The organism is Zarconia sp., from assembly GCF_057467645.1.
Genome location: NZ_JBRJXU010000037.1, coordinates 1 through 15,027, shown reverse-complemented (window position 1 = coordinate 15,027; position 15,027 = coordinate 1). Strand labels below are relative to the sequence as shown.

The following is a 15,027-nucleotide window of genomic DNA, read 5'->3' as shown; positions in this document are numbered from 1 at the left end:
GAGCAGATGACGCGGCGGGAGCGGGGATGGGGAACTGGGGGTTGTTTGTATTCTTATTAATGTGACCCCAATACGCTAACGGTTGCTGAGATCGATCTGAGATCTTGATGAGTGGGTTTGATGCGATCGCATCTTTCTCAATGGTCATTGGTGAAATGCGCGCGAAAATTGCTTGTTTGTCAAGCCCCAGATTTAGTGTGACGACTCGATTGACGATTGAGCTCTAGACGGTTTCCGATGATGGATCGACGCTCCGATCCCACATCCAAAACCAGTCACCATTCCCCGTTCCCCCTTCCCCCTTCCCCGTTCCCCCGGACAGGGGGCCAACAACTCATACCGCCTCACCAATGCTCAATGGTGTATGACGGTGTTCACAACGGTAGACCTTTAACGTTGTTGTCACGCTTTACACTATCGTGAGACAAAATATAAATATCTTAAGTATTTTCTAAGTTTTTTAGCTAAGTTTTCCAGTTGCAACCTGAGGAGCAATTGGGCTTGGAATGGGTTTGGTGACATCGTTGAATCTGGGAGGAAAAAACCAAAATCACACCAGGAGATCGGGATGCATTTTTTTAGCAAAATTAATAAAAATAAACAATAAAAAATAAATGTAAGAAACTTCATTTTTGATGCTAAAAACGCATTGATATGTTTTTTTTATTGCATAAACAGGGATACTTTTGCGATCGAATTCCCTAAAGTGAGTACCAAAGAGTTTGGGAAAGTGCCTATATGACCGCCAAGAAAAACCTAGTCGTCATCGGGAATGGCATGGTGGGTCACAAGTTCCTCGAGTTGATGGTCAAAAAAGGAGGCCATCGACACTGGAACCTCATAACCTTTTGCGAAGAACCGCGCGTTGCCTACGATCGCGTCAATTTAAGCGGCTACTTTTCAGGTAAAACCGCCGCCGATCTCACCCTCGTCGAACCCGGTTTCTACGCAGAAAACGATATTAAAGTGTATTTGGGGGAACGGGCTGCCGAAATCGATCGCGATCGCCAAATCGTCCGTTCCGCCAACGGTTTGGAAATCCCCTACGATCGCCTCGTACTCGCCACCGGTTCCTATCCCTTCGTTCCCCCCATCAAAGGTAACAATGCCCCCGGCAACTTCGTCTATCGAACCATCGAAGACCTCGAACAGATGGAAGCCTGGGCCAAACAATCCAAAGTCGGCGTCGTTGTCGGTGGCGGTTTGTTGGGACTTGAATGCGCCAACGCCCTCCAGTCTCTGGGTTTAGAAACCCACGTGGTTGAATTTGCCCCCCGTTTGATGCCCGTCCAAATCGACGAAGCAGGCGGTACGATTTTGCGTGAAAAAATCGAGGCCCTGGGCATCTCGGTGCATACAAGCAAAGCCACCACGGAAATCGTCAGCGAGAACGGCAAAATCGTCAAAATGCTGTTTGCCGACGGCACCGAACTCCACACCGATCAGATCGTCTTCTCCGCCGGGATTCGCCCCCGGGACGAACTCGCCCGCCAAAGTGGGTTAATTATCGGCGAACGGGGTGGGATTGCCATCGACGATGCCTGTCAAACCTCCGATCCCAATATCTACGCCATCGGTGAGTGCGCCCTGCACCACCAGCGCATTTACGGCCTGGTTGCCCCCGGCTACCACATGGCAGAAGTGGCAAGCGATCGCATCTGCGGCAACCCCGAAGCCACCTTCACCGGTGCCGATATGTCCACCAAACTCAAACTCTTGGGCGTAGATGTGGCCAGCTTCGGCGACAACTTTGCCAAAACCCCTGGGTCAAAAGAACTGGCAATCTCCGATTCCATTGGCGGAACTTACAAAAAAATCGTCGTCAGCGAAGATGGCAAGTATCTCCTCGGGGGTATCCTCGTCGGCGATGCTTCCGCTTACGGAACGATGGTGCAACTGATGCAAAATCAGATCGCCTTACCTCCCCATCCTGAAGACTTGCTCGTACCGCCCCGCGAAGGTGCCGCAGCCCCGGCGATGGGAGTCGATAGCTTGCCCGATACCGCCCAGATTTGCTCGTGTAACAACGTCTCCAAAGCCGACATTTGCAAGGCAATCCACGAAGAGGGTCTGACTGATGTCCCCAGCTTGAAAAAATGCACCCAAGCGGGAACCGGCTGCGGCGGTTGCGTTCCCCTCGTCAAAGACCTCCTCAACTCCGAACTCAAAAAAGCAGGAGTCGAAGTCAAAAATCACCTGTGCGAGCATTTTGCCTACAGCCGTCAGGAACTTTACCACCTGATTCGGGTACACGGCATCAAAACCTTCGACGAACTGCTGCACCGCTTCGGTAGCGGACTCGGTTGCGAGATTTGCAAGCCCACAGTGGGATCGATGCTGGCTTCGACGTGGAACGACTACATCCTGGAAAAACCCCACGTTGGATTGCAGGATACCAACGACTACTACCTCGCCAACATCCAAAAAGATGGGACGTATTCGGTAATTCCTCGCGTTCCAGGGGGCGAAATCACCCCCGACAAACTCATCGTTCTCGGGGAAGTGGCCCAGGAATTCGGACTCTACACCAAGATTACCGGGGCCCAGCGGGTGGATTTGTTCGGCGCGCGGGTTGACCAGTTGCCGCACATTTGGAAGCGTCTGGTGGATGCCGGGTTCGAGTCGGGCCACGCCTACGGTAAGGCGCTGCGAACGGTGAAGTCCTGCGTTGGCAGTACCTGGTGTCGGTTTGGCGTGCAAGATTCCACCGGTTTGGCGATCGAAGTCGAACTGCGCTATCGAGGATTGCGATCGCCCCACAAACTCAAATCGGCGGTTTCCGGCTGTACCCGCGAATGCGCCGAAGCCCAGGGGAAAGATTTCGGTATCATCGCCACGGAAAACGGCTGGAACCTTTACGTGTGCGGTAACGGCGGCATGAAACCCCAACATGCGGTATTGCTTGCGACGGATATCGATAAGGAAACCCTGATTAAGTATATCGATCGCTTCTTGATGTTCTACATCCAAACGGCCGATCGTCTAGAACGTACTTCTACCTGGTTCAACAAACTCGAAGGGGGTCTCGATTATCTCAAACAAGTGGTGATTGAGGACTCGCTGGGAATTTGCGACGAACTCGAAGCCCAGATGCAACACTTGGTGAATACCTACCAGTGCGAGTGGAAAACGACGATCGAGGATGACGAAAAACTGAAGCGCTTCCGCCATTTTGTCAATACCGATCGCCCCGATCCTACCTTGGCTTACGTCGAGGAACGGGGACAGAAGCGGCCGGCAACTGCCGAAGAACGGGAAGCCACTGTCACTCATTAAGAGGGCTTCGGGGGCTTCGGAGGCTTCGGGGGCAGGGGGAGACAAGGGGACAAGGGGACAAGGTGACAAGGGGACAAGGGAGAGGATAATTGTTCAATTAAATGTTCCCCGTTCCCCATTCTCCCTTTCCGAATTCCAAACTCCGAACTCCGAACTCCGAATTCCGAATTCCGAATTCTTACCCATTCCCAAACACTCAAACATTCAAGGAAATTATCATGGTTCAAACCCCTTCAATGCCCGATACCACTCAATGGATTGCCGTTTGTCCTTTTGCGGATATCGTCCCCAATACGGGAGTTTGCGCTCTCATTGAAGGGCAGCAAGTGGCGATTTTTAGAGTCAGTAATAGCGATCGCACCTATGCCATCGGCAACTACGATCCGTTCAGCAAAGCCTTCGTCCTATCCCGAGGAATTGTGGGCGATCGCAAAGGAATTCTCAAAGTTGCGTCTCCCATTTACAAGCAAAACTTTAACTTAATGACGGGAGAATGTTTAGACGATCCGAATGTCTCTATTCCGTCGTACCCCACTCGAATTGTAGATGGCATGGTGGAAGTGGGTATTGTCAGTAATAAGTAATAAGTAACGCCATGTGCAACTTAATTCTCCAAAATCCTCTCGCACGGGGGGAAGGGGGAAGGGGGAAGCCATAGGATGCTTACGCTGTTGATTTGTCCGGAAGCCAGAGGAAGCGTGCGCTGTTAGTTTGTCCGGGACTTTTTCTTGTTCCCCCCTTCTTAAGAAGGGGGGGTATGGGGGATATAATACCCAATCCGGTCGCTAGAGAACTCTTATTCTAAATGAGGTAAAACGTTTACCGTATCTCCATTTCACGAGGTCTCCACATCACCCGAATCCAGACAATTCATAAAGCAAATTTGGATCGATCGATGAGATCTGAGTTCTAACAGAATTGGGATGCAGTAGGCGGTTATGGCGGTCACTTTATCTCTAAATTACATCGATCGATCCGTCGTAACGCATCAACAGATCTTAATTTTCCTGCGATATGTCTAAGCATCGACAATTGGAATCAAAACGGTAAATTTCGTCTTTCCTGGAACTGACGAAACCTCAATTTTTCCCTGATGCTTATCAATAATCCGGCGCACGATATCTAATCCCAGACCGCTGCCTTCGCCAATGGGTTTAGTCGTGAAAAAGGGTTGAAAAATATTCGGTAAAATTTCCGGAGGAATCCCCTTACCGCTATCGTTCACTTCCACGCAGATTTGGCTGTTTTGCTGAGTGACCTCAATCTTCAAAGTGCCCCGATTTCCCATAGCTTGTAGGGCATTGTGAATCAGATTTGTCCAAACTTGATTGAGTTCGTCGGGATAGCAACAGATTTCCGGGATTTCTTCGCATTCAAAAATGGTTTCAATGCCCTGCTTGAGTCGGCTGTGATAGAGGGTGAGAATCGTCTGAATGCCATCGGTAATCAGAGCGCGCGTTTTGGTTTGAGAGCGATCGTGACGAGCGTAACTTTTCAGGGCAAAGACAATTTTTTCCGCGCGATCGCTCGCTAAATCGATATTATTCGTACTCGTTTGCAAGCGAACGAAACTGAGGACTTTGTTGAGTAATGCTTGACCGTTGGGCGCATGGCAGATGGGTAAAAACGCTTCGAGGTCTTCATCAACGCCGAGATCGACGAGTAGGGTTGCCAAGGTTCTCGCATCGGCCAGATTGCGATCGCGAAGTTTCTGGGTGAGAGCTTTTCTGCGTTGGCGGAGTTCTCGTGACGATGGTGAGGTTTTTCTGCGTTGCGATCGCGCCAGTAACGTCACAAAGTATTCTTCTTCTTGAGGGGAAAGCTTGCCAAACCAGGCGGGAAAATGCTGCAAATTATCCTCAAGGAAGTTGCGGATGTAAGTCACCGAAGACCGAATCGCCCCCAAAGGACTATTGATTTCGTGAGCAACTCCAGCGACGAGTTGACCCAAGGCGGCCATTTTTTCCGAGAGAACTAGCTCGTCTTGAGCCCGTTGGAGTTCCTGGAGGGTATTTTTGAGGGTTTCGTTTTTCTCCTGTAAATTGGCTTCGGCTTGTTTGAGGGCAGAAATATCGGTGATCGTACCGATGTAACTGACGGTATTGCCATCGGCATCGGGTTCGGGAACAGCCTGTCCCACCACCCAAACGCTCGTACCCGAAGCGCACAGAAAGCGGTATTCGCTCGAAAAGGGGAGATTCAACCGGACTGCTCGATTCCATTCATCGGTAACCCGATCGCGATCGTCGGGATGTAGCGCCCGTGCCCAACCATCTCCAAAAGCATCTTCGAGATTGAGACCCGTCATCTCACACCAGCGAGGATTGACAAAGCTACAGCCTCCTTGCGCGTCAGTGCGAAAAATTCCCACTGGGGACATTTGGGTGAGGGTGGCGTAGCGAATTTCACTGGCTTGCAGGGCCGCTTGCCATTGCTTGCGTTCTGTAATGTCTTGAATTTGGGCAACGAAGTAAAGGGGTTTGTTTTCGCTGTCGCGTACCAAAGAGACGCTTAGCAGCGCCCAGACGATCTGTCTGTTTTTGTGGATGTAGCGTTTTTCGGTGTGATAGTAGGGAATCTTTCCCGCCATCAGGTGGCGGAGGTGGCGGATATCCGTTTCCAAGTCCTCGGGATGGGTGATTTCGTGAAAAGTCAAATCCCGCAACTCTGTCTCGCTGTAGCCCAAAATTTGGCACGCAGCAGGGTTCGCCCGCCAAAATTGCCCCTCTGGCGAGACAAAAACCTTACCAATGGCAGCGGTTTCAAATGCTTGCCGAAACTGTTCCTGACTTTTTCGCAATTGGGCGGTGCGGGCGGTCACTTGCCGTTCTAGGGTGTGATTGTAATCTGTGAGTAAGGCTTGGGCTTTTTTGCGCTGAGCGATATCTTGGAAAGTCGCGATCGCCCCGTTAATCTGACCGGCATCGTCCAGGAGGGGAGTGGCGGTGACTTCCACCGGTACGATGCGATCGCCGCGATGCACTTCAAGATCGTCAAGGCAGACCGTTTCCCCGGCTAGCGATCGGACGATGGGCAGTTCTTGGGAGGGATAGAGTCGATCGGTATTGGTGCGGTACACTCGATATGCTTGCGACAAGCAATCGATTTCGGCTTCGGGAATCGCCTCGATTTCGAGTAATTCTTTGGCTTTATTGTTGGCATAGGTGACTTGTCCGGTGGCGTCGTGAACGCAGACTCCGATGGGCATTGCATCTAAGACGCGATCGAGATGGCGATCTTTGGCTTGAAGTTGGGCTTTTTGGGTGGCAATTTGTTGCTCGAGCAAGTGAATTTCGAGGGCTTCCCGTACCGTTAAATTCAGTTCTTCAGAACTCCAAGGCTTAGCAATATAGCGATAGAGTCGGGCGGAGTTAATCGCATTGGTCACTCCTTCTAAAGTCGCTTGACCCGTCAGCATGATTTTGAGGGTATTAGGCGAGACTTCATGAATTCGCCGCAGCACTTCGTCGCCTTTGAGATCCGGCATAATATAGTCCGAAATAACGACGGCAATTTGACAGCCAACTGCGAGTAAACTCTCAACGAGATCGAGCGCTTCAATTCCGCCAACTGCCGTTTCAATGTCAAATTTATTTTCCAGGGCTTCTTCGAGTTCTCTTCTCAAACTTTCGAGCACGATCGGCTCGTCATCAATACAAATAACTACCGGCTTGTTCATGGTTGGCAATAGGCGAGGAAATGAAAGCGACGCGATCGACTCCGTTCGATACATTCACTCGATCGCGTGACTCAAAAATTTAGGATTCTTAGCTAGAAGCGAGTCGCAAACCGCACCCTTCTCTCTCAATCTAGCCTAGATGCATCCCTAGAGTTATTGAAGAATATACATAAATCGAAAAATCACAATCGATCGATACCCGATTTAATCGAGTTAATCAGCTCTTCTTTACTCCAAGGTTTGGGGATAAATTGGTGTAAATCGGCTTCGTTTTTTGCGCGCTCGATAGCTTCGTCATCGGCTTGTCCCGTCAATAATATTTTCACCGTTTTGGGAAATCGCTTGTGAACTTCGACTAATAACTCATCGCCTTTCATCCCTGGCATTAACCAATCAGATACCACAATGACTACTTTCGTCTCTTCTTCTTGAAGTTCATCGAGAACCTCTAAGGCTTCTTCAGCATTTTCTGCGGTTTCATAGATATATCGATCGTCAAATTCTTCTTGAATTTGTCTGAGAACGCTATTGAGGATAACCGCTTCATCATCTACAAATAAAATAGCCAGATTAGACATAATTTATTCTGAATGTTTTTTAAAAATATTTTTCCTGGATTTTGATATCGCTGGAAAATTTAAAATACGATTTTTTTACGTTTCCCAGTTTATCTAATTCACTCCGATCTGGATTCGATCGAATTGGGTAACGTAACGATAAACGTAGTTTCTCCCGGTACAGAATTAAATGAAATTGTACCTCCATGTTTTTTCACAATTTTTTTGACAATGTCTAAACCCAATCCGCTTCCTTCGCCGGGTGGTTTGGTTGTAAAAAAAGGTTGAAATATTTGACTTTGAATGTCTTCGGGAATCCCACTGCCACTGTCGGTAATCCGAACCTCAATTTCATCATTTCGATCGACCGCCTGGATTTGTAGCTTCCCTCGATAGTTCATCGCTTGTAAAGCATTATGAATTAAGTTCGTCCACACTTGATTGAGTTCGTCAAAATAACACTCGATTGGTGGTAGCTCCTCAAAATGAGTGCTGAGTTTAATACCTTGTTTGATTTGATTGTGATAAAGGGTAAGAACGGCTTCTAATCCTTCAATCATATTAACTTTTATTTTCTCTTCACTGATACTTTGTCGTGCGTAGGTTTTCAGGGCAAAGACAACTTTTGCAGCACGTTCGGATGCAATCCCAATATCTCGAGTACTTTCTTGCAATCGAACAAACGAACGAACGGTTTTGAGAAACTTTTCGCGATCGGGTTGGTGTAGAATCGGAACGATCGACTCTAAGCGATCGTGAATCTTTAAATCGAGCAATAAGTTGGAAATCACATCTACATTTTCTAGCTCATATTCTTTCAGCTGAGCGGATATTAATTTCCTGAGTTGGCGTCGTTCTCGTCCGGAAATGAGTGCGGGATTGTCAAGAGACCGGGATAATAATTCCCCAAACATTTGTGTGGCTTCTGGAGTCAGTTCTTTAAACCAGGTCGGTAAGCGATATAAGTGTTCTTCGAAATAATCCTGAATATATTTCACTGAAGATCGAATTGCCCCTAACGGTGTATTAATTTCGTGAGCAACCCCAGCAATGAGTTGCCCTAATGCTGCCATTTTCTCTGAATGAATAAGTTCTTGCTGGGCTGTTTCGAGTTGCTTGAGGGTATTCGCCAGTTCTTGATTTTTCTGCCGGAGTTGCTGCGTTCGTTCGGCAACTTTAATCTCTAGATTGCGGTTATAGTCTTCCCGCAGTTGTTCGGCTTGTTTGCGTTCGGTGATATCGGCAAATGTAGCAATTGCATAACGAATCGTACCGGTTTCATCGCGGATGGGAGTTGAGGATATTTCCAGAGGAATTCGATGTTCTCCTTGATGTATTTCAAGAACATCGGTTCGGATGGTTTCTCCTTTTAAAGAGCGAGCAATCGGTAAATCCTCAATTGTTGAAGGTTCTTGTGTATTTTGAGCGTAAAACTGATAGTATCGATCGATATCGTTTTTTGCGAGTGCTTCGATGTTTGCTTCCGAGAGATTTAAAAATTCTTTTGCTTTCGCGTTCGTATAGGTCAGCTGACCCGATGCATTGTGTACGGCAATTCCCATCGGAATCGCTGATAAAAACTGATTTAATCGCTGCTCGTTTTCTCGGAGACGCTCATTTTGCTCGCGAATCTTTTTTTCTCGATCGTAACTTTTTAAGGCTTCTTGTACCGTGAGCTGTAAATCAACATCTTGCCAGGGTTTAGCAATATATCGATACAGTTTTGCCGAGTTAATGGCATTGGCAATTCCTTCCAGGCTCGCCTGCCCCGTCAACATAATTTTGAGCGTCTGCGGAGAGTGTTGGTGAACGTATCTTAAGACTTCATCTCCTTTGAGATCGGGCATGATATAGTCAGAAATAACCAAGGCAATTTCACTACCGTCTTCGAGAATTTCATCCACTAACTCCAACGCCTCCTTGCCTCCTAATGCCGTTTCAATTTCGCACTCATCTTCTAAAGATTCGGAGAGTTCGCGAATGAGACTATCTAAAACGACTTGCTCGTCATCAATACAAATTACAATAGGTTTAGTCATATTTTTTATAGCTATCGTCTAATTTTTAATGGCAATCGCGGGCAGGGTAACTGTAAAATTTGTGTGTCCGGGAACCGAATTAAAGGTAATGCTGCCCTGATGTTTGTCTACAATTTTTTTCACGATATCTAAACCCAAGCCAGTCCCTTCTCCTGGGGGTTTGGTTGTAAAGAAGGGCTGAAAAATTTTATCTTCAATCTCTGGAGCAATCCCTCTCCCCGTATCGGCAATACTGACGCAAATGCAACCGTCTTGATGCACCGCAGCTACCGTTAGCGTTCCTCGATTCTCCATCGCTTGCAGGGCATTATGTATTAGATTCGTCCACACTTGGTTGAGATCGTCAAAGTAGCACGTCACGTTGGGTATGTCTTGATACTGACGAATCACGGTGACTCCCTGTTTGATTTGGTTTTTGTAGAGGGTTAAAACCGCTTCTAGACCTTCAATTAAATTGGCTTCGATCGCTTTGCCGGTTCGATTGTAACGAGCATAAGTTTTCAGGGCAAAGACCACTTTGGTCGCCCTTTCCGATGCGGTCTGAATATCCCGGGTGCTTTCTTGCCAGCGAACGAATTGACGTACGATGTTGAGGAACCCTTGGCTATCGGCGGCATGGAAAAGATCGTAGAACGATTCGAGACGATCGCCCACCCCCAAATCTAAGAGAATATTCGCCAAACCGGTAGCGTTGGCAATGTTTTGTTCCTCGAGTTCGCTAACGATCGTCTTTCGTAATTTGCGCCGTTGGCGACCGGAAATTGTCATCGTATTTTGGGAGGCGCGATCGAGCAACTCGAAAAACTGCCCTTCCCGTTCTGGGGTTAGCGTCCGAAACCAGGCAGGAAACTGGTGTAGGTTTTTGTGCAGAAATTCGTCGATGTACCCCACTGAAGATCGAATTGCCCCCAATGGCGTATTAATTTCGTGGGCGACACCGGCAATCAGTTGACCCAATGCAGCCATTTTCTCCGACTGAACTAATTCATCTTGGGCGGTTTGCAATTCCTCGAGGGCATCGGAGAGTTCTTCGGTGCGATCGCTCACTTGCCTCTCCAAAGTGCGATTGTACTGGGCAAGGCGTTCTTGGGCGATCGATAATTCCCCATTCGCCTGCTGGAGTTGCGCTTCATTCTGGCGCAGGGCTGCCGTTGCCCGTTCTACCGCCAATTGCAGCCGGGCGGGTTCTCCCACCAGTACGAACACCAAACCGCCAGCCAAAAGGGCGATCGCCCCTCCACCTATCCTCAGCCAAATCGAAATCTGCGCCCGCGAAAGCCATCCCCCTGGGGGAATAGCAGCCAACTGCCAGGAACCGTTAGGCAACGTCACCGATAGCAACACCGGATTCTGCTGCCAAATCTCGCCATCGCCGAAGAACACCTCCCCCATTTCTCCCAAGCCATCTTTACCGCGCACTGCATATTGCCAGTTCGATGTCTCATCGAGCAAACCCGCCTCTCCATAGATGGTGTCGGCACTCACCAGAATACTTGCCAATCCCCAATATTCTGGAGTTCCAGCGGCTGACTGGGTAAAAATCGGCGCTCGATTAATAAACGCAACGCCCCCTTGCACGAGTTCCACCGGACCGGCCACCACGGATTTTTTCGAGGCAATGGTGCGATCGACGGCTTGTTTTTGTTCTGGGGTCGCCACCAAATTCAGCCCTAATGCTGTCTGGTTTTCTTGCAGGGGATAAATATGACTGATGACTGAATTTTTGGCTAAGTTAATGCTGCGAATTTCGGGATATCGATCGAGCAACGGGGTGGCAATTTCGGCGAATTGGGCTTGGGTCATTTCCCGATTCACGACCACCTGCACCACCAACACTTCAACCAATAGCAACCGAGTGTTAATGGCGGCTTCCACGCGAGCGCGAATGGTACTGAGTCGATCGAGGGCGTCCGTCCGTTGTTGCTGCTGAAATTGCCGATTTTCCGATCTCTCTAAAAGTGCAGTCGCTCCGAGAATGGATAACGCTGCGATCGCCGCACTTAAAAATGCTTTGCCATGATGTTTCTGTAGCCGTCTCATTAATTTGGGTGGCGTCGATCGGTACTTTGTCCTGGATTGTTGGGTCGATGAGTTTCTAATCCGATTGCATCTCAAAAATACGATCGTTCGATCTGCGAGCAATTACGGATCGAGTTCGCAGAATATCTCGTTGAGGACTCGAAAGTTTGCGTAAAAGACTGACAACCGGAAATCACGCGATCGCCTTGTGGCAAAATACATTCGGACGTCAGCTTGCCGTACACCTATGCAGTCTAAAGTTTTTTGGTCGATCGTGCAACGAAGCGATCGCTTTCAAAACTCACTCACCGGCGGCATGAAGAATGTCGGCGATCTCGAACTTATTTTTATTCTTTTTGGAGAAAATTTAGATGTATTAAACCATCGGTTTCTTTACGCCAAGCTGAATCTAATCCTCAGTGATTTTACTTTTCGAGGGTCAGGCTCGATCGATTAATTCGGTATATATCACCAAAGAGCTGGAAGGGGGGATCGAGTTCGGTTCAATACTTCTAGTGCAAAACGGCAGAAATCACGACCGAGTTCTCAACCGGTGAAAGCTTTATACAATAAGTATTTTTAATTTTGCATTTTTCATGACCCGTAGCGGCACTCGTGGTTTGCGTCCGCGTCGGTATTCTACAGACTGGCAAAATAAATTGCGATCGAGAATGGAGAACCCGATTCTGTCACGACTGCTCTCGCATAACCCTTCGCCTAACGGTTGTTTGCGTTTCTCTAACTCAAGATTTTTGGGTACCTAGATTATGTAAAAAAGATATTTCACAAATTATTATGGAACTCTGAAAAATTAAAGCAATAACCTGAATAAACCTTGAAAAAGTATTGAATATATTTGCAAAATCAACCCAATATTTTAATGCTTTAGAAGCGAGCGCCACGAGTAACGTCAGTTTTGGATAAGACTGTTTCCGGTGAGGGTGGGGAATGGGGAATGGGGAATGGGGATAGAGTACTTTCCTCCCAAGCGACCAGATGTAGCCAGTGTTGTCGCTTCGCTGTCAAGAGGCTTGCCGACCGCCCGAAAAACGTCACCCAAAGTCTGCATCCCGGCGAGATGGCTTAAGCAAAACTGAGGTTCTATACAGTAAACATTTTTTATTTTGCGTGCATTGCGAGCGGGGTCGGTTTGGGTCCCGTTCAACTTTTCAAGACGCATTTTTAATTCTGCGTAGCAGCACTAATTATTTCCCGTGAGGGGATCGGGAAGGGGTTGTTGCACTTGATCCGCACCGACGATCGGATCGACATCTCCCTCTTGCTGCATCATATCTTGCCGAAGGCGCTGGGTTTGCAACTGACTTAATTCTTTCTGGTAAACCGCAAACACTTGCGCCAAACTGGTTGCCAGCGCTTGCCAATCGCGCTCGGAGGTTAACTTACTCGAAATCCCCCGCAGCATTTCATTTTTCTCGTTCTTCTGAATATATTGTTTCAGGCGATCGCCATCTTTGAGTAACGCCGCTTGGTAAATCTCCCCATCGCACCACCACAATCCCGGCTGAGTCAGCAGCCACGTGAGGAGATAGCCTTCCGGATATTGTTCTTTAACCCACGCGCTTAGATGTTGGAGTTCACCCATACTACTTGCCACGTCCTTGTGCCTCCCGACGGCTCAACTTCGACTCGAAACGGTGTCTGGAACGAACACCCTATACACCATAGCTCGATCGACTTCCCCTGTCACCTTTGGGAGATGGGGTGTGCGCACCCGAGAACTACCAAGGACTGCCGATCGTGGTAAAACTCGACCAGTAGTAAGGATGAGACAAGTCACGATCGGATAACTGGGTTAACTCAGACGGTAAGGGAACAGTACTGGCCGAACCGACGAGTTGACCGTTGCGCAAGTATACATCTCCCCGCAACATGGCAATTTGGGCTCTTCGCAGGGCTTCGGCTTTAATCGTCACCTCTTCTCGTCTGAGCTGTCGGTAAAATTCACTCATCAAGGCGAGGGTGCCTTCATCGCTGACATACCACAAACTCGCCAGTGCCGATTTGACTCCCGCCTGGACGGCAAGTCCGGCAAAGCCCAATTCGGCATTTTTATCCCCCACCGCCGTGCGGCAGGCGCTCAGAACGAGTAATTCGACGGGAGGGTCTCGCCAGTTGAGTTCTTCGAGTCGATCGAGACTGAGTCGATCGTTCCAGAGTTGGATATAAGAGTGACTGGGGTCGCCGGATTCAAACTCGGCGTGAGTCGCCAGATGAATAATGCCAAAGGGATAAACTTGCCGTTCTTGGGTGAGATTTTTGAGGGTAAACGCTTCGTTGAGAAAAACCTCACCGGGCCAAAGTCCACGATCGGGGAGTTCGGAAGTACGATCGGTTTGACCGGCGATCGTCGAAAGTTCTAGAGGAACCGCTGGAAGTGGGGGTTTATTGGGAAAAACGCTCGCTCCCATCGCTAAGACGCGAGTTTCTTGGAGAGGTTGATAGGAAATCTCGGTGAGGTTGAAGCTGGGGATGAGAGCCACACTGTATTTTTCGATCAGGAATTGCCGTCCGTCGTGTAATGCCGCGACAGGCATCGATCGCAATCCAGCATCCATCGAAAAGAGGAGCGTGTCTGCACCGAGTCGCTCTAAATCCGCTTCGAGGGGGGTAATTATCCATTCGTAGAGTTGTCGCGAGGCCGCTAGGTAATGAGTGCTGTTCCGCCTCCGGGGATTGGTGAGATTGATGCGCAAGTCCCGCAGAACTGGCACGAGACGATCTTTGGAAGCTTCGGGAATGCTACGGTGAATCGGTTCGCCAGAGGGGGGAACGATAGTTAGATCGAGGCGATCGTCGCGGGATAAAACATAGACCGGAACAGAAGTTTGACGAGTTTGCGCTTCAATGTCTTGCAGTTGAGCTTGAATGCGATCGAGGGAGAGAACATCGCGACTCAAGGAGTGACCGAGGTAAGCTTCTAATTCCTGAGCATAGAGACTTTCGATCGAGCTGAGGGCTTTGGTCAAGAAACCCGCGTCGAGGAGTTCTCCGACTTGTTGGCGCAGAATTTGCAACTCGGAAGGTTCTGAAGATACTGTTGCCTCGGGTGCGGGTTCGGCTGCGAGTTCCCCAGTCACCGCTTCTTCAGCATTTTCAGTGTTTTCAACGCTCGCTCGAACTCCCATATCCTCTGCAATCGGAACGCCTTGTAAGTCTGTTGCAATTCTGGCGCGGATCGGACGGGGGAATCGAGATTCCGGTGTCGGTTCTGGACTCGGTGTGGGACTCGGACTCGGTATGGGATTGGGTGCGGGTTCTGGATTGGGATTGGGTGCAGGTTCTGGATTGGGATTGGGATTGGGTGTGGGATTGGGATTGGGATTGGGTGTGGGATTGGGATTGGGTGTGGGATTGGGTGCGGGTTCTGGATTGGGATTGGGTGCAGGTTCTGGATTGGGATTGGGTGTGGGATTGGGTGCGGGTTCTGGATTGGGAT

The 15,027-nt window shown here is 49.0% G+C and carries 9 protein-coding genes; 3 read left to right on the top strand and 6 right to left on the bottom strand.

The window, feature by feature from the left end; genetic code table 11:
* The first annotated feature begins 738 nt into the window (after positions 1 to 738).
* Entirely contained in the window at positions 739 to 3,276 is a 2,538-nt protein-coding gene (gene nirB / locus AC2215_RS05525; protein ID WP_486808965.1) for a nitrite reductase large subunit NirB, read from the top strand.
* Between the two features lie 218 nt (positions 3,277 to 3,494).
* Positions 3,495 to 3,860 (top strand): nitrite reductase small subunit NirD, encoded by a 366-nt coding sequence (gene nirD, locus AC2215_RS05520; protein WP_486808964.1) that lies wholly within the window; start codon positions 3,495 to 3,497, stop codon positions 3,858 to 3,860.
* A gap of 434 nt (positions 3,861 to 4,294) precedes the next feature.
* On the opposite strand, the gene AC2215_RS05515 is transcribed toward nirD, so the two are convergent.
* From AC2215_RS05515 to AC2215_RS05500, 4 genes are all read right to left on the bottom strand, one after another.
* Positions 4,295 to 6,955: a PAS domain S-box protein gene (locus AC2215_RS05515; RefSeq protein WP_486808963.1), complete on the bottom strand. Its 2,661-nt coding sequence runs from the start codon at positions 6,953 to 6,955 to the stop codon at positions 4,295 to 4,297.
* A gap of 182 nt (positions 6,956 to 7,137) precedes the next feature.
* Complete coding sequence (locus AC2215_RS05510) at positions 7,138 to 7,533, bottom strand: response regulator (protein ID WP_486808962.1); 396 nt, start codon at positions 7,531 to 7,533, stop codon at positions 7,138 to 7,140.
* Between the two features lie 98 nt (positions 7,534 to 7,631).
* Positions 7,632 to 9,551 carry an ATP-binding protein gene (locus AC2215_RS05505; RefSeq protein WP_486808961.1) on the bottom strand — a complete coding sequence of 640 codons (1,920 nt, stop codon included), beginning with the start codon at positions 9,549 to 9,551 and terminating at the stop codon, positions 7,632 to 7,634.
* Between the two features lie 18 nt (positions 9,552 to 9,569).
* On the bottom strand, positions 9,570 to 11,591 hold the full coding sequence (locus tag AC2215_RS05500; RefSeq protein ID WP_486808960.1) for an ATP-binding protein: 2,022 nt from the start codon (positions 11,589 to 11,591) through the stop codon (positions 9,570 to 9,572).
* A gap of 226 nt (positions 11,592 to 11,817) precedes the next feature.
* On the opposite strand from AC2215_RS05500, the gene AC2215_RS05495 reads away from it, so the two are divergent.
* Positions 11,818 to 12,027, top strand: a complete 210-nt coding sequence (locus AC2215_RS05495; protein ID WP_486808959.1) for a hypothetical protein — start codon at positions 11,818 to 11,820, stop codon at positions 12,025 to 12,027.
* A gap of 744 nt (positions 12,028 to 12,771) precedes the next feature.
* Here the strand turns inward: AC2215_RS05495 and AC2215_RS05490 are convergent.
* Both AC2215_RS05490 and AC2215_RS05485 read right to left on the bottom strand, forming a co-directional pair.
* Positions 12,772 to 13,173, bottom strand: coding sequence for a hypothetical protein (locus tag AC2215_RS05490; protein ID WP_486808958.1), 402 nt, complete (start codon positions 13,171 to 13,173; stop codon positions 12,772 to 12,774).
* Between the two features lie 136 nt (positions 13,174 to 13,309).
* Positions 13,310 to 15,027, bottom strand: a 1,718-nt coding sequence (locus AC2215_RS05485) for a CHAT domain-containing protein (RefSeq protein ID WP_486808957.1), incomplete at its 5' end; no start/stop codon positions are given.

Excerpts from the sequence above, each read along its gene's own strand:
- AC2215_RS05500 (WP_486808960.1), bottom strand. The coding sequence starts at position 11,591 with ATGAGACGGCTACAGAAACATCATGGCAAAGCATTTTTAAGTGCGGCG.
- nirB (WP_486808965.1), top strand. The coding sequence starts at position 739 with ATGACCGCCAAGAAAAACCTAGTCGTCATCGGGAATGGCATGGTGGGT.
- AC2215_RS05505 (WP_486808961.1), bottom strand. The coding sequence starts at position 9,551 with ATGACTAAACCTATTGTAATTTGTATTGATGACGAGCAAGTCGTTTTA.
- AC2215_RS05510 (WP_486808962.1), bottom strand. The coding sequence starts at position 7,533 with ATGTCTAATCTGGCTATTTTATTTGTAGATGATGAAGCGGTTATCCTC.
- AC2215_RS05490 (WP_486808958.1), bottom strand. The coding sequence starts at position 13,173 with ATGGGTGAACTCCAACATCTAAGCGCGTGGGTTAAAGAACAATATCCG.
- nirD (WP_486808964.1), top strand. The coding sequence starts at position 3,495 with ATGGTTCAAACCCCTTCAATGCCCGATACCACTCAATGGATTGCCGTT.
- AC2215_RS05495 (WP_486808959.1), top strand. The coding sequence starts at position 11,818 with ATGCAGTCTAAAGTTTTTTGGTCGATCGTGCAACGAAGCGATCGCTTT.
- AC2215_RS05515 (WP_486808963.1), bottom strand. The coding sequence starts at position 6,955 with ATGAACAAGCCGGTAGTTATTTGTATTGATGACGAGCCGATCGTGCTC.